The 20386-nt window shown below is 42.0% G+C and carries 23 protein-coding genes; 5 read left to right on the top strand and 18 right to left on the bottom strand.

Annotated elements, in window-relative coordinates:
• The 9 genes from ccsA (MgSA37_RS08675) to MgSA37_RS08640 form a co-directional block, all read right to left on the bottom strand.
• On the bottom strand, window positions 1-2469 hold the full coding sequence (gene ccsA, locus MgSA37_RS08675; RefSeq protein ID WP_096351255.1) for a cytochrome c biogenesis protein CcsA: 2469 nt from the start codon (window positions 2467-2469) through the stop codon (window positions 1-3).
• Between the two features lie 13 nt (window positions 2470-2482).
• Window positions 2483-2893, bottom strand: a complete 411-nt coding sequence (locus tag MgSA37_RS08670) for a cytochrome c maturation protein CcmE domain-containing protein (protein ID WP_096351254.1) — start codon at window positions 2891-2893, stop codon at window positions 2483-2485.
• Between the two features lie 236 nt (window positions 2894-3129).
• Entirely contained in the window at window positions 3130-4566 is a 1437-nt protein-coding gene (locus MgSA37_RS08665; protein WP_096351252.1) for a Glu/Leu/Phe/Val family dehydrogenase, read from the bottom strand.
• Window positions 4567-4585: 19 nt separating this feature from the next.
• Window positions 4586-4720 (bottom strand): hypothetical protein, encoded by a 135-nt coding sequence (locus tag MgSA37_RS29710; protein WP_394365400.1) that lies wholly within the window; start codon window positions 4718-4720, stop codon window positions 4586-4588.
• Window positions 4720-4929 (bottom strand): CcmD family protein, encoded by a 210-nt coding sequence (locus MgSA37_RS08660; protein ID WP_096351250.1) that lies wholly within the window; start codon window positions 4927-4929, stop codon window positions 4720-4722. Before MgSA37_RS08660 ends, MgSA37_RS29710 begins: the two co-directional genes overlap by 1 nt.
• 1 nt (window position 4930) lies before the next feature.
• A complete protein-coding gene (gene ccsA / locus MgSA37_RS08655; RefSeq protein ID WP_221199423.1) occupies window positions 4931-5605 on the bottom strand; it encodes a cytochrome c biogenesis protein in 675 nt (224 codons plus the stop codon).
• 125 nt (window positions 5606-5730) lie between these two features.
• Window positions 5731-6612, bottom strand: coding sequence for a sulfotransferase (locus MgSA37_RS08650; RefSeq protein ID WP_157750498.1), 882 nt, complete (start codon window positions 6610-6612; stop codon window positions 5731-5733).
• A gap of 280 nt (window positions 6613-6892) precedes the next feature.
• The gene (locus MgSA37_RS08645) at window positions 6893-8086 is read right to left on the bottom strand and encodes a carboxypeptidase-like regulatory domain-containing protein (RefSeq protein WP_096351247.1); all 1194 of its coding nucleotides are present in this window, start codon (window positions 8084-8086) and stop codon (window positions 6893-6895) included.
• 136 nt (window positions 8087-8222) lie between these two features.
• Window positions 8223-8906, bottom strand: a complete 684-nt coding sequence (locus MgSA37_RS08640; protein ID WP_096351245.1) for a heme exporter protein CcmB — start codon at window positions 8904-8906, stop codon at window positions 8223-8225.
• A gap of 94 nt (window positions 8907-9000) precedes the next feature.
• On the opposite strand from MgSA37_RS08640, the gene MgSA37_RS08635 reads away from it, so the two are divergent.
• Complete coding sequence (locus tag MgSA37_RS08635; protein ID WP_096351244.1) at window positions 9001-9486, top strand: methylated-DNA--[protein]-cysteine S-methyltransferase; 486 nt, start codon at window positions 9001-9003, stop codon at window positions 9484-9486.
• 7 nt (window positions 9487-9493) lie between these two features.
• Here MgSA37_RS08635 and MgSA37_RS08630 read toward each other — a convergent pair whose 3' ends face one another.
• The 4 genes from MgSA37_RS08630 to MgSA37_RS08615 are packed head-to-tail and all read right to left on the bottom strand — an operon-like array spanning window position 9494 to window position 11881.
• Entirely contained in the window at window positions 9494-9919 is a 426-nt protein-coding gene (locus MgSA37_RS08630) for a hypothetical protein (RefSeq protein WP_096351242.1), read from the bottom strand.
• Window positions 9920-9924: 5 nt separating this feature from the next.
• Window positions 9925-10257, bottom strand: a complete 333-nt coding sequence (gene gldC / locus MgSA37_RS08625) for a gliding motility protein GldC (protein ID WP_096357345.1) — start codon at window positions 10255-10257, stop codon at window positions 9925-9927.
• Between the two features lie 4 nt (window positions 10258-10261).
• Window positions 10262-10528, bottom strand: a complete 267-nt coding sequence (locus tag MgSA37_RS08620; RefSeq protein WP_096351241.1) for a hypothetical protein — start codon at window positions 10526-10528, stop codon at window positions 10262-10264.
• A gap of 6 nt (window positions 10529-10534) precedes the next feature.
• Window positions 10535-11881, bottom strand: a complete 1347-nt coding sequence (locus tag MgSA37_RS08615) for a DEAD/DEAH box helicase (protein ID WP_096351239.1) — start codon at window positions 11879-11881, stop codon at window positions 10535-10537.
• Between the two features lie 222 nt (window positions 11882-12103).
• Here MgSA37_RS08615 and MgSA37_RS08610 point away from each other — a divergent pair, with 222 nt between their 5' ends.
• Complete coding sequence (locus MgSA37_RS08610) at window positions 12104-12559, top strand: hypothetical protein (RefSeq protein WP_096351237.1); 456 nt, start codon at window positions 12104-12106, stop codon at window positions 12557-12559.
• 425 nt (window positions 12560-12984) lie between these two features.
• Here the strand turns inward: MgSA37_RS08610 and MgSA37_RS08605 are convergent, their stop codons facing one another.
• On the bottom strand, window positions 12985-14367 hold the full coding sequence (locus MgSA37_RS08605) for a sensor histidine kinase (protein WP_096351236.1): 1383 nt from the start codon (window positions 14365-14367) through the stop codon (window positions 12985-12987).
• Between the two features lie 141 nt (window positions 14368-14508).
• On the opposite strand from MgSA37_RS08605, the gene MgSA37_RS08600 reads away from it, so the two are divergent.
• On the top strand, window positions 14509-15843 hold the full coding sequence (locus MgSA37_RS08600) for a dihydroorotase (protein ID WP_096351234.1): 1335 nt from the start codon (window positions 14509-14511) through the stop codon (window positions 15841-15843).
• A 3-nt stretch (window positions 15844-15846) separates the two neighbouring features.
• On the opposite strand, the gene MgSA37_RS08595 is transcribed toward MgSA37_RS08600, so the two are convergent.
• The 4 genes from MgSA37_RS08595 to MgSA37_RS08580 all read right to left on the bottom strand — a co-directional run bounded on the left by MgSA37_RS08595 (window position 15847) and on the right by MgSA37_RS08580 (window position 18486).
• The gene (locus MgSA37_RS08595; protein ID WP_096351233.1) at window positions 15847-16308 is read right to left on the bottom strand and encodes a GyrI-like domain-containing protein; all 462 of its coding nucleotides are present in this window, start codon (window positions 16306-16308) and stop codon (window positions 15847-15849) included.
• Between the two features lie 278 nt (window positions 16309-16586).
• Window positions 16587-17015 (bottom strand): SRPBCC family protein, encoded by a 429-nt coding sequence (locus MgSA37_RS08590; RefSeq protein WP_096351231.1) that lies wholly within the window; start codon window positions 17013-17015, stop codon window positions 16587-16589.
• A 117-nt stretch (window positions 17016-17132) separates the two neighbouring features.
• Window positions 17133-17474, bottom strand: a complete 342-nt coding sequence (locus MgSA37_RS08585) for a DoxX family protein (RefSeq protein ID WP_096351230.1) — start codon at window positions 17472-17474, stop codon at window positions 17133-17135.
• A gap of 49 nt (window positions 17475-17523) precedes the next feature.
• Window positions 17524-18486 carry a helix-turn-helix transcriptional regulator gene (locus MgSA37_RS08580; RefSeq protein ID WP_096351228.1) on the bottom strand — a complete coding sequence of 321 codons (963 nt, stop codon included), beginning with the start codon at window positions 18484-18486 and terminating at the stop codon, window positions 17524-17526.
• Window positions 18487-18838: 352 nt separating this feature from the next.
• Here MgSA37_RS08580 and MgSA37_RS08575 point away from each other — a divergent pair, with 352 nt between their 5' ends.
• Together MgSA37_RS08575 and MgSA37_RS08570 are read left to right on the top strand one after the other, a co-directional pair.
• The gene (locus MgSA37_RS08575) at window positions 18839-19264 is read left to right on the top strand and encodes a putative signal transducing protein (protein ID WP_232010814.1); all 426 of its coding nucleotides are present in this window, start codon (window positions 18839-18841) and stop codon (window positions 19262-19264) included.
• Between the two features lie 96 nt (window positions 19265-19360).
• On the top strand, window positions 19361-20368 hold the full coding sequence (locus MgSA37_RS08570; protein WP_096351227.1) for a N(4)-(beta-N-acetylglucosaminyl)-L-asparaginase: 1008 nt from the start codon (window positions 19361-19363) through the stop codon (window positions 20366-20368).
• Window positions 20369-20386: the final 18 nt, after the last annotated feature.

Here is a 20386-nt window from a genome sequence, read left to right as displayed (position 1 = left end):
TCAAACCGCCTTCACTTCCTTTTGACGTCTGAAAATCGACAACAAAAATCCCAGGATCATGATCAGCGTGCCCGACCATAGGAAATTGATATAAGGGAAATCAAGCGCGCGCATCACTATCCATGGCTTTTTATTTTCGGGCTGCTGGTAAACAGTGATCTCCACCCTGTTTCTCTCAGGAATGATCTTCGACAACCGAAGTTTTAACCCCGCGTCTTCTGCTTTCCTGTCAAAATAATAAGCGCCTTTTCCTTTTATCAGGTAAATAGGTTCGGCTGTGTAATGCTGGTTATTAGAAAAGATCTGTAATTGAGCACCTATAGCGATATCGCTGTCGGTTAATGGAATATTTTGGATAGATGATTCCTTTTTCATGGCTTTCAGCACAATATACCCCTCACGGTAGCGGATGGTATCACCTACAGCAATTTCATGAGCCACCGGCGGATCATAATTTTTATCGTCATTCTCGGCATCTCCATGGGCCGCGTCAGTTTGCGCATCACCGGTGGCCGTTGTTTTTGGCATTGGCAGTGCCGTAACGTGTGTATAAAGGTCGTGGAATAAATAGTGCCGTGTATCCGGCGATGAGGTTAAGCTTGTTCCGCCATTAAGTTGTGCGTGTGGCTTCAGCATAAATTCCTCTGTTATTTTCCCTGCGGCGTCGTATCTTTTATAATCGACTTTATAATAATGATTTGGTTCCGACGTTGAATCACCAACATATGTCACTGTATAAGGGCCCATTTTTATAGGCTCATTCTTATAGATCATGATGTTTTCGCGGGCATCACCGGCAGCTTTATCAAAACCTGAAACAGCGACAGATCCGGTATCATTTACGGAAACAACACTACGTGTGCCCGCTGCTATCAACGCCCCAACCAGCATTAGCGCGAAACCAATATGCGCAACGGCCGATCCGGCAAGTTTAAACTTACCTTTAACTGCGTCAATAAATATTTTACCATTGGCCAGTATTGAGTAAATGGAGCCAACCATTACCAGCAGGAATACAAATTGCAATTTGTACAAACCTGTAAAATAAACAACCGGCACGGTAATCAAAATCGCAACAAGCATGTAAACCCCTGTTACAATAAAGAAGCGTGTAACATCGGTCTTTTTATATTTTAAAAACTGGGTAAAGCCGGTTAATATCGTAATCACCATAGCGAATGAAGCCTGGATAACGTTGTAATGCGCAACCAGGTCGTTTGGGGGCGCTACTTTTGAATTAAACATCCGGTTCCAAACGGGAATAGAGGTTACCAAAATGAGGTGGAAGCAGGATAAAGCGAGGAAAACCGAGCCTACAAACATCCAGAATTCACGGGAGTAAGTCTCCTCATCTTTTTTGGTGAAAGGCAATTCCTTACGCCGAACCACGAGCAGAATAACAGATAACGCTAAAAATACCAGCACATAAGAAAGCAGGTGCCAGAACATCCCGTTATCTACAAAGGAGTGTACCGACGTTTCGCCCAATACGCCGCTTCTTGCCAAAAATGACGAGTAAAGCACCATGATGAAACTCATCAGCACCAGGAAAGTTGCAGTAAAGAAAGAATGACCTGTATTTTTAAAAACGATCATTACATGCAAACCGCCAACAATAAGCAACCATGGGAATATTGAGGCATTCTCCACCGGGTCCCAGGCCCAAAAGCCCCCGAAGTTGAGTGATTCATAGGCCCACAATGACCCCATAATAACACCGGTTCCTAAAATCATTCCGCCGAACAATGTGTAAGGTATTGCTGGTGTGATCCACTCTTTATATCGTTTCTGCCATAAACCGGCAATCGCGTAAGCAAACGGCACTACAATGGAAGCCAGCCCCAGGAATAGGGTTGGCGGATGGATCACCATCCAGTAGTTTTGCAGCAGGGGGTTCATGCCCTGTCCGTCTTTTATAAATGAAAGGTAGTCAGGTCGTGAAAATATCGGTGCCTGGATGGCATCTCTTAACAGCAGGAAAGGCGAACTGCCTATCCTTGCGCCAAACACATAATAACCTAAAAGCATTGTCGCCAGCCATACCTGCGAAAAGGCAATCACCGTCATTACTGGTTTCTCCCACGATTTTGCCTTCCAGATCAGGATATTACCTAAAACGGCCTGCCAGAAGGTCCACAGCAAAAAGCCGCCCTCCTGCCCGTTCCAGAAACCTGAAACAATATAGTAAACAGGCAACGACCGCGAGGTGTATGACCATGCGTAATGATATTCGAAGTAGTGATTATAGATAAGATAAAAAAGGCAAACGCCTACGCCAAGTAAAGAAATGGTATTGAGAAAAAAGCCCCAGCGGCCCATTTTAAGCCAGGAATTATCCAGTTTATTGGTATTGGTTGTAGCGAAATAATAACTGATTGCTGATAACAGCGCGGCGCTGAAGGATAGGACGACAAAAAACTGGCCCAAATGACCGGGTAACAGGTGTTCGCCCTTGAAAACTTTATCCATTAAAATGATTTAATTATAAACTGGCTGATTTTGCCTGAGCCTCTGTGACGTTAACTTTATCCTGGGTATATTTTGAAGGACATTTCATCAGGATATGTGATGCGTGAAATTCATCACCCACCATTTGCCCGGTAAGCACAATTTGTTCGGATTTTTCAAAATCCTGCGGTTCGGTACCCCTGAAAATAACTTTGCATTCGCCGCCCTTTTTATCTTTTACATAAAAAGAAAAATAATTTGCGTCTTTGGCGGCATCATAATGCAATTCCTTCTGCTTATCTAAAAAGCCTACTACACTCAATTGGCTTTCGGTTTTTTTGGCATCGCTAAAAGAGCCATATGAACTGGAACTGGAGTAAATGCTGATGATTACCGCTATTGCAACAGCAATAATCACTAAACCAAAAATCGAACTCTTTTTCATCTGCGGTTTTAAAATAGTATTTCGGTTTACAAAAATACAAAACGTTAAGTTAATAATGTTTATTACAACCAGATAATATTATTTAGAATCGTTCTTTGCAAGTCCGAAAGTCGGGCAAGTCCGAAAGTCCGAGAGAAGCTTCAGAAAAGTTTAAAAGCAACGCCAGAATCATTTGACGCATTTAATTCTATTGCTTTCGGACTTTCCCGACTTTCGGACTTTCGGACTTCTTCAATTTACGGCCATACACCCAAATTCTGGTAAGATACTGCCACCTTGTTTATCGCACATACAAAAGCGGCCGTCCGCAAGGTGTCAATTTTTTCGTTGTTTTTGTAGGTTTCCCTGATCTCGTGGTACGACCGGATCATGGTGTCCTCCAGGCCTGAATTGACCAGCTCCAGCTCTGACGCACCTTTGATGATGGTTGAACGCTGCATCGGGGTTAAAGCAACACCGGTAATGCCTTCAACCATGTTTACCATATTAAGGTTCATATTTTCTTCGAAACGGCGGTTCATACGGCCGAATGCCACATGCGACAGGTTTTTAAGCCACTCGAAATAAGATACCGTAACACCACCTGCGTTGCAATACATATCCGGGATGATCATGCCGCCATTAGCATAAAAAATGGCTTCAGCTTCAGGCGAAGTAGGGCCGTTGGCACCTTCGGCAATTATTTTCGCCTTTATATTTTTTACATTGGCAATAGTGATCTGGTTCTCCAGGGCAGCCGGTACCAGGATATCGCAGGGCTGTTCAAGGCCTTCCAACGAGTGTTTAAATTCCTGTTTGGCGCCCGGGTAACCCAAAATGGAACCGGTAGCTTTGCGATGCTGGAATACGGCATCAATGTCGAGTCCATCGGCATTATAAATAGCCCCTTCGAATTCGCAAAGCCCTACGATCAATGCACCAAATTCAGCCAAAAACTTCGCAGAGTGGTAACCTACGTTACCCAAACCTTGTACAATAACTTTTTTACCCGAAATACCTGGCAGCAAACCAATCTTCTGCATATCCTCGCCCACGCTCACACACTCACGAACAGCAATAGCTACTCCCCTGCCGGTTGCCTCCTTACGGCCTGCAATTCCCTGTAAAGCAATTGGCTTACCGGTTACACAACCCATGGCATCCAGCTGGCCGGGATTCATGGTGGCGTACGTATCCGCTATCCAGCTCATTTCGCGCTCACCTGATCCATAATCAGGCGCAGGCACGTCAATGCTTGGGCCAATAAAGTTTTTCTTGGCAAGTTCAACCGTATAACGGCGGGTAATATTTTCAAGTTCCTGTAAGGTGTAGTTCTTGGGATTGATTTTTATACCGCCTTTGGCACCGCCGAAAGGCACATTAACAATCGCACATTTATAGGTCATTAAAGCTGCAAGCGCCATTACTTCATCTTCGTTAACCATTTCGCTATACCGGATACCGCCTTTTGTTGGCGACTGGTGCTGGGAATGCTCCACACGCCAGGCATCTATTACCTCAAAGCCATTTCCCCTGCGGATCGGGAAACGGAAACGGTAAACACTATTGCATGATTTTATCTGGTCTAATAAACCAGCGTCGTGTGTGGTAAATTGGGCTGCGTAATCAAAGTTGTTACAAACGTCACCAAAAAAGTTTGTACTGTGATCAGCGGCCGGATTATAAGTAGCCATAAATTGTTTTGAATAATTATTAATTTGTTAAAAAACGGTGCAAATTTGACACATTTTTTATCAATATCGCAAATATATTATCACTAAACCCCTGCCCTACCGCAATTCTTACATTAAGATGCCAGTTTAAATTGAATAGGCCAACCTTTTGAATTATTTTTCCTTTTCGATTTTTTTCAATCTCCGGTCGATCGAGAATAAATATATGGCTAAACCGGTAAAAATGATTACTACGATGGCTATTACCACATAAATTTTACCTGAACTGCGCATGGCATCGGCCATTTCAACCTGCTGGTTTTGCTGGGCAAAAGCACTAACATAAGCCGGGAGCAAAAGTGCTGAAAACAATATTTTCTTCATGTTAATTTATTTCGTTCTTTTTGTACTCGATCAATCGAATGCGATAACGCAGTGTGGCAATCCAAACGGCAATCAATCCCCATGCGATAAATGCCGGATAAAGAACCATACGCATGCGGTTATCCATATCAAGCTTACCAAAAGCGGGGTTGCCACCATTGCCCGGGTGTAATGAATCAGTCATCCTTGGCAGCACCATAATCAGCACCACCATTATCGGAAAGGCGAAAATGTTATAAATGGCTGATATCTTTGCCCTCTTCTGTTCTTCATCAATCGAATTACGGAGTACTGCGTATGCACAGTATAATAAAAAAGCAATCGCGGCGCTGTTTTGCTTAGGGTCATTACTCCAATACGCACCCCAGGTATACTTCGCCCATAGCATTCCGGTTATTAAACCTAAAACATAAAAAAAAGTGCCTGTATTTACGCATTCAACCGCAATCAGGTCATATTCTTCCTTACCTGTGTTCAGGTATTTGATACTGTAAATAACGGATATGGTAAAAACCGTGAACATCGCTATCCACATCGGGACATGGAAATAAGTATTCCTGATGGTTTCGTGCAATATAGGCAGGGTGGGCACACCAAATAAAAAGCCTGCAATAAGGGTATAAAGTATCATCACAACGGCTAATACTTTCCACCAGGTTTGATATATAAATTTCATATAGATTTATGATGGCAAAGGTAGCTGTTTTTGGCGGATTATAGGAATTAGTGGTAAGGTTGAAAATAAAATTGTTTGATTGCACTAATAATGCTGCCAATTGCTAAACAAGCATATTCCGTTGCTCAGGAAAGTAACACTTCCGCATTAAACGACGGGGCATTACACTCATGCCGGATGTCGGGGGCATAGTTCATCAATTTTTTCATTACACCATTTGCCTTGCCGATCAGCAGCTTGTCGTCAATGTAATCTTCCACATCAAATGATTTGCTGAGCAAACTATCTTTATAGACCCCCGAAAATTTGGAATAATTTAACGAAAAATGCCAATTGGTGTTTAAAAATGTCAGCACATCCTTATCCTTGGTTTTGAGCATATCGTAGTCGACGATCAGGAATCTTTTATCTGACATATTTTTGATATTTTCAAGAATATTCTCGTTGTAAAAAATCCATGAATTTAAAAAATACGAGGCATGTTTGCGGCAAAACCGATGGTAAAAAAGCTTCCGCCTCACTTTATACCAGGCCAGCCTGGATAACGGGCCTTTTTGTGTATCATAATGTAAATCAAGTTCAGCCATAGTGCGTTTTAATAGTGAAACGACGACTGAATGGTAATCCCTGACCACCACCAGGTAATATGCCTGCGGCAGCAATTCCCTGTAATGCTTCAGGAACAGGCAGGTACGCGGATCTTTCCAACCCCATTGACCAAAGAGCTTGTTTTTAACCCTGATAATTCCTTTAATTTTCTCTTTATGATAGCTGGAAAGATAATTTACTTTTTGATTGATAATGCCTGATTCGTTCAGGTTATTATCTCTCAATATTTCCATATGCATTTTATAAAATTCGGTGTCCTCAAAATGCCCTTCTTTATTACCCACGCCGGCTTCCATTAAGGTTTCGCCAACTTGCAGGCCGCATTTATGAAGCCAGTTTGTAATTAATGAAGTACCGGAGCGGTGCATACCTAAAATGATCAGGGTTTTATTTTCCATAGGGGGTGGCATTGTATTTATTAGCAATAAAAAACAAGTCAAAACACCAGTTTGGCACAATAGCATTTTTTAACAAACTGATTTAGAAAATCACCTAACTAACGAGCAATTAAGTTGCTTTTGAAAACAACGCAATGATATTTATTAAATTGCGGGAAATTTTTGCGGTATCGACGAAGAGTGCTTATTTACCGACAAATAAGCATATTGTAATGTAGTTTTTACAAAATGAGAAGCAATAAACAGGCATGGTTAACAAGGAAGCGGGTGCTGATTTGAGCTACTTATTGTCATCAGGCACGTAATCAACCGGAAGCATATCAGATAGCCGGTGTGTTGCCCATTCGCCTTCATATAAGGTTGACCCGCCAATCAAAATACCATTATGGTCAAACTCAGCATAATCTGTATTTAAGGTAATGATACTTACGGCATAGTTCGGCTGGTCCAAAGCGCGGTATAAATTAATATCAGGAGTATCGTCACTCTTTTTGGTATACACTACATATAAATACTTTGGAAAATGAATGGCATATAAACCGGGCTGGCTGCCATTGGACATTACTTCAAACGTAAATAACTGTGGTTTAAGAATTTTCTCATTATAGTATTTAGATAGTTTTGACACGACATCAACATAATATCTTGCCGAATCGATCATATGGTGATCAACAAATACCTTTACTTTATGTCGTATTACCTCGTCAGGAGGTCTGAGCGGATTGACGTAACGTAAGAAATGATACATGATAAAACCCTCCTGCATCACTTTATCTGTAATTAAACTGCGATAAAAATGCATCGCCGAGCCATGATAGGCGGCTTCCCTGCGTTCATGCCATTTCTTTTTCTGTGCATCGCTGCCCGGAAGTTCCTCAAAAACCTGTGATCCTGAAGTTGATACTACTTCATTGATATGATCAATAGAAAAACTATCTACTAAAAACTTAACCCTGTAGCCCAATGCTTTATTTTCAATCACCAAAAACTGGTCGGTATTGGCGGTTAAGATCTTTTTGGTTTGGTTATACGCCAGGTTGAGGATGTGCGGGTTCATAATCTCACAGTACTTGGCATTATCATCCTTCCCTATAAATTCCTTTTTAAACGCCTCGAAATTCTTTTTCCAGTCTGATGCTGATGAAATATCAACCTCACGCAACATTAGCGGCTTTTGGGCCAATTGTATATCCAGTTTTATTGTCTCTGCACCAACCAACACCGTTTTGGAGTAGGTTTCGTACCCTAAAATACGCACAACCAAAGTATATTGACCCGGCCTCACGTTGTACAACGCAAATGTGCCGTTATCCGCAGTTGCTGTTCCGGCAGAAGAATTGCTCAAAAACACACTTGCGCGTGCAAGTGGTTTTTTACCCTCAACAGTTGTAACCACGCCGGTTATTGTACCATTTTGTGCAAATGCAACAAAAGGAAAAACAAGATACATTAAGATGAGCCAGGGGAATCGCATCGTGTAAAATTATGAAAAAAAATTTGGTGCGAAAAAACACATAAAAAATGAATAAAAGATGAAATTGCCGGTAACTTATTTGCTATGTCTGTTAAAATAGGTTTTCCGGGTGATGCATTCTGTTTAAAATAAAATATTAATCACGCCATAAAAACGGGAATAATAGCAGCGCTGTGGTAATAACAATAAGATTGATGGCACAAAGGACACCGATGCCGCTATAACTAAAATTGCGGCCAATGCCATCCATCGCATTCTTACTTAAACGGATAAGTAATAATATCACAGGGATAACAACGGGGAAACTTAAAATTGCCATCAGGGTTCCGTTATTCCCTGCTTTAGAAGCAATAGCCGATATCATGGTAAAAACGGTTGAGAAACTGAAGCTCCCCAATAATACAGCCAGGCAGTAAAATAAAGGATCGCCAATGGTGTTGTTAAAAAAAAGCAAATACGTAGGTAAGGCCAGCGCACTCAGCAGCGCCATTAACAAAACATTATAAATGGTTTTTGAAAGAATAATGGCCTGAGGGCTCGCAATTGAATAATAATACAACAGCCTGCCCTTGCTTTCCTGCATAAAACTTTTGGCAATGGCATTTACGGCCGCAAATAACATAATTATCCAGAATAAAACATTCCAGATAATAGGATAGCCGCTGCTTCCTGACAGTCCCGGGTTTAAATTAAAAGCGATGTAGCAAATAAAAACGGTTGATACTACGTATAGCAATACCCCATTAAAGGCATATTTTGAACGCCACTCCAGTATAATTTCCTTTTTTAACAAAAACCAGGTTTGGTTTACCAGTTGCATAGGGCAAATGTAGTGAATTGTTGATTGGGTTAATTGCTGAGTTGTTGATTAGGCTGAAAAAGTGTTATAATTGTGCAACTGATTCAACAATCTTATGCCATCAACCTACCATAAAACGCCTATAGGTTTTGCCAGGATCACCGAAGAGGAAGGCTTTATCACTTCGATATACCTGCTTGATGGCGAGTTTGAGGAAACTGCTGCCGAAACACCGCTATTAAAAACTACTGTTCAGCAATTAGACGAGTATTTTGAGGGGAAGAGAACAACATTCGCTTTGCCCTTAAAACAAAAAGGGACTGATTTTCAGCAGCAGGTATGGGAGCAGTTAACAAAAATAGCGTATGGTAAAACCATCAGTTATGCCCAACAGTCAAAATTTATGAATAACCCGTTGGGTATCCGGGCGATTGCCTCAGCCAACGGCAAAAACCACCTCGTCATTGTGGTACCCTGTCACCGGGTAATAGGATCGGATGGCAGTTTAACCGGTTTTGGCTGCGGGGTGTGGCGTAAAAAATGGCTGCTTGAACATGAAGCGCGGGTTACCGGCAGCGGACAAACCGTACTCAACCTTTAAACTGCAACTAATCCAGCGACTGGATTTTGTTATTCATCCATGGCTTTTTACCAAATACTACCCCTAAAACTGCCAGCACAGCCCCACCGAACAATAAATACCAGCCCCATGTAAATTTTATTTTTGAGGTAAGGTATTTTGCGAGAAAATGCAAGGGTATAAAATCAAAGGACATACGAACTTTTAAAATAGCCAGGATATAAAACAGGATGACCAAACCAAGGGACAGCCAGGCCGAAAGGCGAATAATGTTAGGCTGGCTTAAAACTGTGCCCAGCATACCCACTATCGCCACCAATAAAATAACTATGCCGTATGGTTTGTTGCCGTCGTATACATCCCAATGACCCACTATAGGTTTCAAAATAGGGCTATAGGTACCGGCAATCAAGATCACAAAGCCGGCAAAGGAAAGCAAATTATTGAGGCGCATGGCGGCTATTTTTGGGTTATTTCCATTTTTTCGGCAAAGTGGGCACAATAGTCGCGCAGGTCTTCCACAATATTTGTTTCGCCGGTTGCGCGTAAAAAGCTATCGCCCATTGTTTGCAGGGTCTCATAAAAAAAACGTTTCATTTCATCAACCGGCATATCTTTCGTCCACAGGTCTATCCGCAGTGTATTTTTATAATTCTGGTCCCACAGGGCCAGCATCATGGATTTTACCGGCAAAGCCTCTTTGGTTTGCGCGTCAGTAGATTCCCACATAATGGTTTCCGGTACATTATTATCGTCGAGTTCAATAGTCAGCTTTATCTCCGCTTTCTTCATTTCGTTATTTAACAATTAAAAATATAATAGCGGCCAAAGTTATAAAGCTTAACTCTACAATCCATAATTTTTTGTTCTCAGGGAAGAAATTACGGAACATTATGTCCATAAATGACACTACAAAAGCAAACAGAATAAAGATCCAGCCAATAGCATTGCCCAAATTAATCAATTTAGAACCTGTTACTTTAATCCCATAGATCCAGCTGTAGCCCGCCGCGAATAAAAAGAATGCGCTTGCAAAATTGAGGGGGGTGATCCTTAACTTCATAGTACCTTAATGTTTTTTCCTGTATGATTTTGGCGATTTCGTTCTTTTTTCCTTTGGATTGTGCGTGGTTTTTGATTTTGCAGCATCAAACTTTTTACGCTGGTTCAAAGTCTTCTTTTCGTGAAAGGCCCCTTTAAAATCAGGGTCATCACGGCGTTTCTGCATATCTATCTCCCTGTCCTGTTCTTGTTTTTCGTCATAGGGCGTAGCCTCTATGAATACTTCTGCGGGGATATCTGTTACCGGGATGGTTTGCCTGATCAGTTTTTCCACCTTGCGGATATAATATAATTCGGCCGGGTTACAAAAAGTGATTGCTTCGCCTGATTGATAGGCCCGCCCGGTCCGCCCGATCCGGTGCACATAATCCTCAATTACCACCGGAACGTCAAAGTTGATTACATGGCTTACATCACTCACATCAATCCCGCGGGAAGCCACATCAGTAGCCACAAGGATTTTAACTTCATCATTTTTAAACGCATTGATGGCATTGATGCGGGTATTTTGCCCCTTATTGGCATGTAATACTTTCACCTCTTTTTCGCCAAACTTCCGCAGTAAAAACTTGTACACATCTTCGGCAGCAGTACGGGTTTTGCAAAAAATAATGAGTTTTTTGATGTCGTCTTCCTGGTCAAGCAGTTTTTTCAGCAGGTTGATTTTGGTTTTTACATTGGGCACAAAGTACAAATGCTGGTTAACCGTTTGTGCAGGTGTTGCCTGCGGCGTTACTTCAATAACGGTCGGAAATTCGAGAAAATTATTGGACAGTTCATGAATCTTATCCGACATGGTTGCCGAGAAGAGCAGGTTTTGCCTTTTTACCGGTACTACTTCCAATATCCGGTTGATCTGCGGCATAAAGCCCATGTCCATCATTTTATCTGCTTCATCAAGCACTAAAGTCTGCAATGTTTTTGTAACGATATGCCCGGCCAGGTAAAGATCCATAAAGCGGCCCGGAGTGGCCACAATAATATCCATACCCTTATTTATCTGTTCTATCTGGGTTTTGGGGCCAAGGCCACCATATAGTACAACCACCCGCAAATCGGTATTGGCGGCAAACGCTTTAATATTTTCCTCAATCTGCATAGCCAACTCACGCGTAGGGGCAATAATCAGTGCACGCGCATGATCGCCCTGGGCATATTTCAGCTTCATCAGTATAGGTAAAACATAGGCCGCAGTTTTTCCGGTACCGGTTTGCGCAATACCCATCACGTCCTGTCCGTTAAGTATGGGCGGGATAGCTTTTTGTTGTATTGGCGTTGCTTCGGTATAACCGGCATCGGCAATAGCGTTCAATATCTGCCGGTTAAATTTAAATTCCTCAAAAGTTACAGCCATGGCGCAAAGATAGTTTTTTCTGGTGAGGTGAGCGCGAAAGCATAAATGTGAAAGGTTTTTAACATGCCGGAAAGACAAACACGGGGGATTTTTTTGTAAATCCGGAAAGTTTGGCACGATTATTAAATAATTACTTTCTTTGTAAAAACTGGGACGGGGGTATTTTGCCTTAACTATGACCAGGACTTATAAATTGCCCCATCGGTCAGGGCGGCTATTCATATGATTAAACAACTGTTATTAATTACCCTTGTTTTTTTAACATTAAACGTCCATGGGCAAACAACCGATCAGCATTACATTAAATTTTTGCATGTAGGCGAACGCATCCTGCCTGTGCACACCCTCAATATAAGCACCGGAACCGGCGAAGTTCCGCGGGACTCTGTCGAAATCATTAATGACACCCTCCAGGTTATATCTTACGTAACTGACGAAAAATCATTTAATATATTAGCTGATTATATCCACGATGCCCATTTCCATTTGAGCAGCAGGCCCGGGAGGCTTGAGTTCGGCACATTTAAGGTGATTAAAGACGGAAAATATTATTACTTACCGGATGTAAGCGCTACCGATTATTTCAAAAAAATGATCCGGCTCCTGAAAAAAAAGGATACCGACCCGATGCTGATCAACGCAATAATTGATAATTACCAGTGGATATTTAACCCCTAAAGCCAGTTGGCAATCATAAAACCGCAATCACCCCAGGCATTCGTTTATACTCTTTGCGTGTTGACACTCCATTGAATGAAAATAACCCCTATGCATACTGTAGATAGCAGCGCAAGAAATACAATTATCCAATAAAGAAAGCTTTTTAGCCTTGTATCCGAAAAATTATCGTCATGAATAGTTTCCGGCTTGTGCTTGTGTGTCGTTTCCATATGCATCACCAACCACAATTAGTGCCAATCTTAGCAAAAACACGACAAAAATTTATTTATAATTAAATTTATATATATTTAATTAATTAATTCACACTTGTTGCTAAAAGTTTACAAATCGTTTTTGAGGAGCCGGGCATGAAAATGTATAGTCAATTATACATTTCACGGGCTTAGGTTTAATAGTTAAGGCACCCTGGCAGTGCCTGTTGGTTATAACTGAAATTCAATTTTAAATTCAGTACCCTCGTTTTCCAAACTCTGCACGGTAATTTTACCCCCAAGCGCCACTACTTGCGTTTTAACCATAAACAAGCCCAACCCTTTCCCTTCAGCCGTCGAATGGAACCTTTTGTACAATCCAAAAACCTGGTCTCCGTTTTTTTTTAGATTAATGCCCATTCCGTTGTCTGAAAAAAGTAACTCCAGTTTATTGTTTTCCAGCCTGCTTTTAACTTCAATAATACTGTGAATCTCTTTTCGGCGGTATTTAATACTATTTGAGATAAGGTTATAAAAAATACTGTATAAATAACCCCTCAACGTTAAAAAACCGTCGATAGCCGAAAAGTCATACGTTATTTCAATGTTATATTTATCAATCAGATTCTGAATACTGGACTTTATCTCTTCAACAAGGGTTGAAAAATGGACAATTTCTTTAGTCTCGTTGATATCGCCTTTTACCTGCAAAATATGATTGAGGTCTTTTACCACTTCATCAAGACGCGTAACAGATACGTTAATGCCTTTGAAAATGGTCTCCTTATCAGTCAAACTTAAGTCATTATCGTTCAAAACACTCGAGGCTCCGATAATATTGGCAACCGGTGCCCTAAGGTTATGCGAAATAATGTAGGCAAATTGCTCCAGGTCCATATTCCGCAGCATCAGGTCGCCAACCATTTTCGTACGTTCCTCGTTAGCCAGCGCCAGCTCAATGGTTCGTTTTTCCTTTTCTTTATTCTGCAGAAAATATCTGTCTATCAAAATCAAAAGCAGAATAGTGAATGCCACCATCGAAATAAATATAACCCTTGAAAGCTGTTTGAAAGCGATTTGCGAACGCCCGTTTGTTTGTTTACGAATGCGCAGCAAAACATTTTCAGTTTGCTGAACCGCTGATGTTATCTTGCGGATCTGGTCGCCTAAGTATTTACCCTGTTTATTTGAGGTGAACGTAACAGCAGGCATCAGCCCTTGTTCCTGCCTTATCTTAATTGTTTTAGTCGCAAAATCCAACAATTTATGCAAGTAACCATTAAGTGAATCGATGCGGATTTGTTGCCCGGGGTTATCACGGGTTAGTTCTTTTAAATCGCTAATGCTGTTGAATGCGGATTTTTTCGCAAGATAAAATGGCTTGAGAAAGGTGCTGTCATTCGTAATCACATATCCTTCTGCCGCTGTTTCAATATCTTTGGCAATAGAGAGCACATTGCCTGACTGGTAAATAACCTGTTCGGTATGGCGAACCATTTGCTCCGATTTAAAGAGTCTCTGGTTACTTTGATAAACTGCATACCCGGTTACACCATTGCCCGCCAGAACTATCAATGAGAATAAAAAAAGTTTTTGACGAATGCTTGTTCTCATCCTGGCCCTGATATTTGATAAATGATGAAGTTCCCTTTTACGGATGATGCCGGGGTTAGGTTGTTTTATTCCTTAAAGTTTTAAAAATTTTATTGACAAAAATCCATCAATTATCCGGACACATCATATTACCTTTGCGTTATGTCCTCTGTTCTAATCAAATCCGCCACTATAGTTAATGAAAACAATCTGTCCGTTGCCGATATCCTGGTAAAAGACGGTTTTATTGATCGCATTGATAAACAAATAGATGTAAAAGCCGACCTGGAGTTAAATGCGGAAGGCCTATTTCTTTTTCCGGGTTGTATTGATGACCAGGTGCATTTTCGCGAACCGGGTTTAACACATAAGGCGAACATCTATACCGAATCGAGAGCGGCCGTTGCAGGCGGTATTACTTCCTTTATGGAAATGCCCAATACGGTTCCGAACACCCTAACGCAAACATTGCTTGCGGACAAATACCAAATTGCTGCACAAAGCGCTTTGGCTAACTACTCCTTTTTTATGGGTGCTTCGAATGACAATATTGACGAGGTTCTCCAAACCGACATCAGAAATGTTTGCGGCATAAAGGTTTTTATGGGCTCATCAACCGGGAACATGCTGGTGGACAACCCTAAAACACTCGAAAACATTTTCGCGCAATCGCCAATGCTGGTAGCCACCCATTGCGAAGATGAGGCTACTATCCAAAGCAACCTCGCTCATTTTAAACAGTTGCTTGGCGAAAATATTCCGGTGAGGTTACACCCTAAAATACGGAGTGAAGAGGCCTGTTACCTGTCATCATCCATGGCAGTAGCGTTAGCCAAAAAACACAATACCCGGCTGCATATCCTGCATATTTCAACAGAAAAAGAAACCCATCTTTTTGATAATACCATCCCATTAAAGGAAAAAAGAATTACTGCTGAAGCCTGTATCCACCACCTTTGGTTTAGCGACGGAGATTATGAAACCAAAGGCAACCTGATTAAATGGAACCCTGCCGTAAAAACAGCGAACGACAGGGCCGGCATTATGAAAGCGGTTTTAGATGGCCGGATAGATGTAATTGCAACGGATCATGCACCGCACACCATTGAGGAGAAAGCGCTTCCCTATTTGCAGGCGCCATCCGGCGGCCCGCTTGTACAACATGCACTCCCTGCTATGCTGGAGCTTTATCACCAGGGGAAAATCAGCCTTGAACAGATTGCTGAAAAAATGGCACACAATGTGGCAGACTGCTTTCAGATAGAAAAGCGCGGCTATATCCGCGAAGGTTATTGGGCGGATCTGGTGCTGGTGGACCTGAATTCGCCATGGACAGTCAACAAGGATAACATCCTTTATAAATGTAAATGGAGCCCGTTTGATGGCACCACATTTCAGTCAAAAATTATCACCACCATTGTTTCGGGGAATGTGGTTTGGGATAAAGGAGAATTGCAGGAAAGAGGAGCCGGAAAAAGGCTCTCCTTTGAACGGTAGCATTTACGCTATCGCCAGGTAGATCTTTACTTCCGTATCTTCAAAGCTTTTGGCATTGGCGCCGTACACGTCGAAATCAGCAGTATAGGCCCTTTTAATATCACTTTTCCAGATCTCCTGCCACGTGGCATGCACTTTCTCCGGAAATTTACCCTCCGGATCATATACCTGGTATTTGCCCGCTGCTATGGTGATTCCTGCAAATCCATCCGGGATACGATCAGGCGAGGCTACCTTGCATCCAATTAAACAGGTGTAGGCGCCTAAATAGTCCGACTCATAATCGGTATAAACGCAATAGGTATCATCCGAAAGCTTATTTTCAACTTTCGCCAGCAAATTTCCCTGCATGATCCTGCCCCACAGTTCGCCAATATCAATTTGCGATTGCCCGTTTTGATTGGTTGTACGTACAGTTATTCCCGCCAGATAAAATTGCGATATTTCGATAATTTCCGTTTTCATATGATATAATTTACACGAATATTCATGAATGGGTTCGAATATTCACTAATTTGCTTTAATTCGACATTATTATTTACACGAATGTTCACGAATGAGTTCGAATTCTCACTAATTCGCTTCAATTCGTGTCTGTCTTTTTAATTCGTGTTTATTCGAGCCTATTCGTGAAAATTCGTGCCTATCTTTTTTTTAATTCGTGATCATTCGAACCTATTCGTGTCAATTCGTGCTAATTTATTTTAATTCGTGAACATTCGAACCCATTCGTGAAATTCGTGTCAATCTTTTTTTAATATCTCTTTCAACCCATCAAATACAGTTTTCCAGTTTTGTTCCGAGTGTTCAAGCGCCTGCTGATTCTTAACACCCTCCTGTATAATCACCAACGCCGTTACCCCATCCAACTCATGCAACTCGTAGGTAATATTATTGTAATTTTCGGGCTTATCCTCCGTGCCGGACATGCTGCTCCAATAGGTATACTTCAATAACTTCGGGGCATCAATTTCCACGATCACGCCACCGTCTTCATATGTTTTGCCTCCCCACTCGCCGCTAAAGGTTATCCGGCTTCCTTTTTTAAAATCCGATTTCAAATCCGTTCCAAAAAAATACTGTTTTACAATTCCGGGGTCTGTTAAGCCTTGCCAAACCTTTTCGATAGGTTCGTTAAAGGTGATGGTTGTTTTTAATGTGAGTGTTTCCATTGTTAGTTGTTGAAATGTTGTAAAATTGAAATGCTGGAAGGTTATTTTTTCCACCGGACAATGACATAATGACTTAATGACCCAATGACTTTTCCACTATCCAATATCGCATCGCCGTTAAATAAAAAAGGTAAACAAAAATATAGCCAGTAAGAGCAAGCCAACAAAAACCGGCTTCTTTGCCTCCGCGGATTCTTTGTTTTTTACATGCGTGTAAAGGGCGCCTGCAAGTATGACCGGAAATATAGCGATACCATATATCCGTGTGGTGTTAAAAAGCATCAGGATACTGCCTGTAATTTCGGTGAATCCGAGTATGTGCATAAACCAGAGCGGGTAACCCCATTTTTTAAAATATGCAACACTTTGTTTGTTGCCGGTTAGTTTCTTAAATCCAAAAATGAGGCCCGGTATGACATAAGCTGCTATCAATACCCAAAAGATGATTTGAATTGCCATAGTTTTAATTTTTTATACAAATAAAACACCGGCAAATGACAACCCTATGTCAGTAGACGTTGGTGAGCAGGAGATTTTTTTGGGCTATAGCAGTGGCAATATGGCTTACCCGCTCTTTTAAACTATCCGGGCTAATAATCTCTGCCTGGTCGCCAAACATCATAAACCAGCGGGCAAAACCTTCCAGGGACATCGTCAGGAAGGTCATTTCAATTTGATTGCCTGTTTTTTTCTCCGAGACAAAGCCGCTGTAATATTTCTGATACTCCAGGTGTGTATATACGGATTTGTCAACGCGGATGATCACCAGGTCAAGGTCCTGATCTTTTGCAGTCTGGGCGATATAGTCTTTTAAAGTAGGGTGCTTGCTGTCAAAATATTTTTCGGTGATCTTAACCTCGTTGATCCTGTCGACCCTGAAATCGCGGTAATCGCTTCGCATTCGGCAGTAAGCAATAAGGTGCCAGTAGCTATCCTTATAAAAAATCCCAATTGGCTCAATATCTCTTTTCGTATGCTCCTGGCTGTGGTTGGCAAAATAATCGATGCTGATGACCTTCTTTTGGGCGATACTATTTAAAAGTGTCTGGATGTGATCTTTATTATCCACCCGCATCTGGTGTTGATTTTTTAAAACGGCTATCTTATTATCAATATCCTCCAGCAGGTTTTTTTCGGATGTTTTTAAAATCGCCCTGATCTTATACATGGCCGATTTGTGATGCCCGGCGGTTGATGCATCAGTCATCTTTTCAACAAACTTTTCGGCTGTTAAAAAAGCGGTGGCTTCTTCGCGGGTAAACATTACGGGGGGCAAACGGTAACCATCCATAATGGAATAGCCAACTCCCGCTTCGCCTATGATAGGGATCCCGGCCTCCTCAAGCGTTTTCACATCCCGGTAAACGGTGCGCAGGCTGATGCCGAAACGATCTGCAATATCTATTGCCTTAACCACCCTGCGTGATTGGAGCTGGATTAAAATAGCCGAAACCCTGTCGATGCGATTCATGCCTACCAAATTAGGCAAAAAAGGAGATAGCTGCTAAAATTTATTGAACAATAGCAATCGCTTTTAAGAGGAGGCTCCTGTGGAGCCTTAAAAACGAATCCATTTTTTCTATAAACAGGCCGCTCCTCCGGAGCCGATAATAATATACCTGTCAGACTCCGTAGGAGTCCCGTGTTTATAGAAAAATAAAATTGAAAATTATGGCTCCAGGGGAGCCTCCTCCCGGTCGTTTTATCTCAAAAGAGATTTCCGTATTGAATAATATGGATAAAATAGCACCGTTCATAACATTCAAATTACATAAAACGGGGAAAATTAAACATAATAATGCCGTAATTTGCTGTATCTGAATATGGACGATAAAATAGTAACATTCCAATCTTATTACGACCCTATGCTGGCGCATATTGTGCGTACCCGGCTCGAGGCAAACGGAGTCCCCTGCTTTATTGCCGACGAAAACACCATTGGCGCCAACCCGCTTTATAACCAGGCTGTTGGTGGCGTAAAACTAAAAGTATTTGAGCGCGACTTAGAAAAATGCCGCGAAATACTGGCAACCGAAGGCGATTTGCACGAACAGGACCATATTGAGATCGATGGTGAGAACACCTACGTGGTTTGCCCCTATTGCGCATCAACAAATGTGAGCAATATTTCAGCCTCCAAAGAAAAAGACCAGTGGCCGGATCTGCTCGATTCGCTGGCCAATCTTGTTAATCCATTCCATACCGCCAAAAACTGGCACTGTAATAATTGCCAGCAGGATTTTGAGTAGCAAAAATTAATTATACATCGGTTTCATGATGATGTTTTTGTATCAATAAAGATACAAAAAGGCGATCTTTTAAAGCTAATCTCTATATTAGCGCTTATGTACAATCGCCGTAAGTTTCTAAAAGTATCGGCTGCAGGGGCATCACTTGCAGCACTCTCCACTTCATCCATCGCAAAATCAACCGTTTTTAACCCTCCCGCTGGTTTCCCAATTGTTATTTCCACCTGGGATTTTGGTATCGTCGCCAATAAAGAAGCCTGGAAAACGCTTGAAAAAGGCGGCCGTGCATTAGATGCTGTTGAGGCGGGTGTAAGAATACCGGAAGCGGACATGAATAACCACACCGTTGGCCGTGCCGGTTACCCGGACCGCGACGGCCATGTAAGCCTTGATGCCTGTATTATGGACGAATTTGGCAACTGTGGTTCGGTGGCAGCAATTGAAGACATTGCCCACCCCATATCAGTAGCCCGTTTGGTGATGGAAAAAACACCGCATGTAATGCTTGTTGGCGAAGGGGCCACACAATTTGCCGTCGAACAGGGTTTTAAAAGAGAAAAACTGCTAACGCCGGAATCAGAAAAAGCGTGGAAAGAATGGTTGAAAACAGCCAAATATTCTCCGGTTATGAATATTGAAAATAAACAGCACGCTCCCGGCAACAAATACAACCATGATACCATCGGGATGCTGGCAATTGATGCAAAAGGAAATATATCAGGTGCATGTACTACAAGTGGCATGGCATTCAAGCTGCGTGGCCGGGTTGGCGACAGCCCTATTATCGGCGCAGGTTTATATGTAGATAACGAAGTTGGCGGCGCTACCTCCACAGGTGTCGGCGAAGAAGTGATCCGCAATGTGGGCAGTTTCCTGGTGGTTGAATTGATGCGGCAGGGATATGCGCCCGAGGATGCCTGCAAAGAGGCTGTTAAACGCATTATCAAAAAGAAACCTGAAACAGCAAAAAATATCCAGGTAGGTTTCCTGGCGATAAACAAAAAGGGCGAATATGGCGCTTATGCTATCCAGCAGGGCTTTTCGTTCGCGGTTTGCAATGCCGAAAAACAAGATCTTTTGGTACCGGGTAAAAGTTTTTATTGATTTGCAGCATCAACTGCA

Origin of the sequence: Mucilaginibacter gotjawali, assembly GCF_002355435.1 — a bacterium.
GTDB lineage: Bacteria > Bacteroidota > Bacteroidia > Sphingobacteriales > Sphingobacteriaceae > Mucilaginibacter > Mucilaginibacter gotjawali.
Note: the sequence above shows the minus strand (reverse complement) of the source record. Positions and strands in the feature narration are given on the sequence as shown.

Coding starts and splice junctions, on each gene's coding strand:
- ccsA (WP_096351255.1), bottom strand. CDS start 2,469: ATGGATAAAGTTTTCAAGGGCGAACACCTGTTACCCGGTCATTTGGGC.
- MgSA37_RS08670 (WP_096351254.1), bottom strand. CDS start 2,893: ATGAAAAAGAGTTCGATTTTTGGTTTAGTGATTATTGCTGTTGCAATA.
- MgSA37_RS08665 (WP_096351252.1), bottom strand. CDS start 4,566: ATGGCTACTTATAATCCGGCCGCTGATCACAGTACAAACTTTTTTGGT.
- MgSA37_RS08660 (WP_096351250.1), bottom strand. CDS start 4,929: ATGAAGAAAATATTGTTTTCAGCACTTTTGCTCCCGGCTTATGTTAGT.
- ccsA (WP_221199423.1), bottom strand. CDS start 5,605: ATGAAATTTATATATCAAACCTGGTGGAAAGTATTAGCCGTTGTGATG.
- MgSA37_RS08650 (WP_157750498.1), bottom strand. CDS start 6,612: ATGGAAAATAAAACCCTGATCATTTTAGGTATGCACCGCTCCGGTACT.
- MgSA37_RS08645 (WP_096351247.1), bottom strand. CDS start 8,086: ATGCGATTCCCCTGGCTCATCTTAATGTATCTTGTTTTTCCTTTTGTT.
- MgSA37_RS08640 (WP_096351245.1), bottom strand. CDS start 8,906: ATGCAACTGGTAAACCAAACCTGGTTTTTGTTAAAAAAGGAAATTATA.
- MgSA37_RS08635 (WP_096351244.1), top strand. CDS start 9,001: ATGCCATCAACCTACCATAAAACGCCTATAGGTTTTGCCAGGATCACC.
- MgSA37_RS08630 (WP_096351242.1), bottom strand. CDS start 9,919: ATGCGCCTCAATAATTTGCTTTCCTTTGCCGGCTTTGTGATCTTGATT.
- gldC (WP_096357345.1), bottom strand. CDS start 10,257: ATGAAGAAAGCGGAGATAAAGCTGACTATTGAACTCGACGATAATAAT.
- MgSA37_RS08620 (WP_096351241.1), bottom strand. CDS start 10,528: ATGAAGTTAAGGATCACCCCCCTCAATTTTGCAAGCGCATTCTTTTTA.
- MgSA37_RS08615 (WP_096351239.1), bottom strand. CDS start 11,881: ATGGCTGTAACTTTTGAGGAATTTAAATTTAACCGGCAGATATTGAAC.
- MgSA37_RS08610 (WP_096351237.1), top strand. CDS start 12,104: ATGATTAAACAACTGTTATTAATTACCCTTGTTTTTTTAACATTAAAC.
- MgSA37_RS08605 (WP_096351236.1), bottom strand. CDS start 14,367: ATGAGAACAAGCATTCGTCAAAAACTTTTTTTATTCTCATTGATAGTT.
- MgSA37_RS08600 (WP_096351234.1), top strand. CDS start 14,509: ATGTCCTCTGTTCTAATCAAATCCGCCACTATAGTTAATGAAAACAAT.
- MgSA37_RS08595 (WP_096351233.1), bottom strand. CDS start 16,308: ATGAAAACGGAAATTATCGAAATATCGCAATTTTATCTGGCGGGAATA.
- MgSA37_RS08590 (WP_096351231.1), bottom strand. CDS start 17,015: ATGGAAACACTCACATTAAAAACAACCATCACCTTTAACGAACCTATC.
- MgSA37_RS08585 (WP_096351230.1), bottom strand. CDS start 17,474: ATGGCAATTCAAATCATCTTTTGGGTATTGATAGCAGCTTATGTCATA.
- MgSA37_RS08580 (WP_096351228.1), bottom strand. CDS start 18,486: ATGAATCGCATCGACAGGGTTTCGGCTATTTTAATCCAGCTCCAATCA.
- MgSA37_RS08575 (WP_232010814.1), top strand. CDS start 18,839: ATGGACGATAAAATAGTAACATTCCAATCTTATTACGACCCTATGCTG.
- MgSA37_RS08570 (WP_096351227.1), top strand. CDS start 19,361: ATGTACAATCGCCGTAAGTTTCTAAAAGTATCGGCTGCAGGGGCATCA.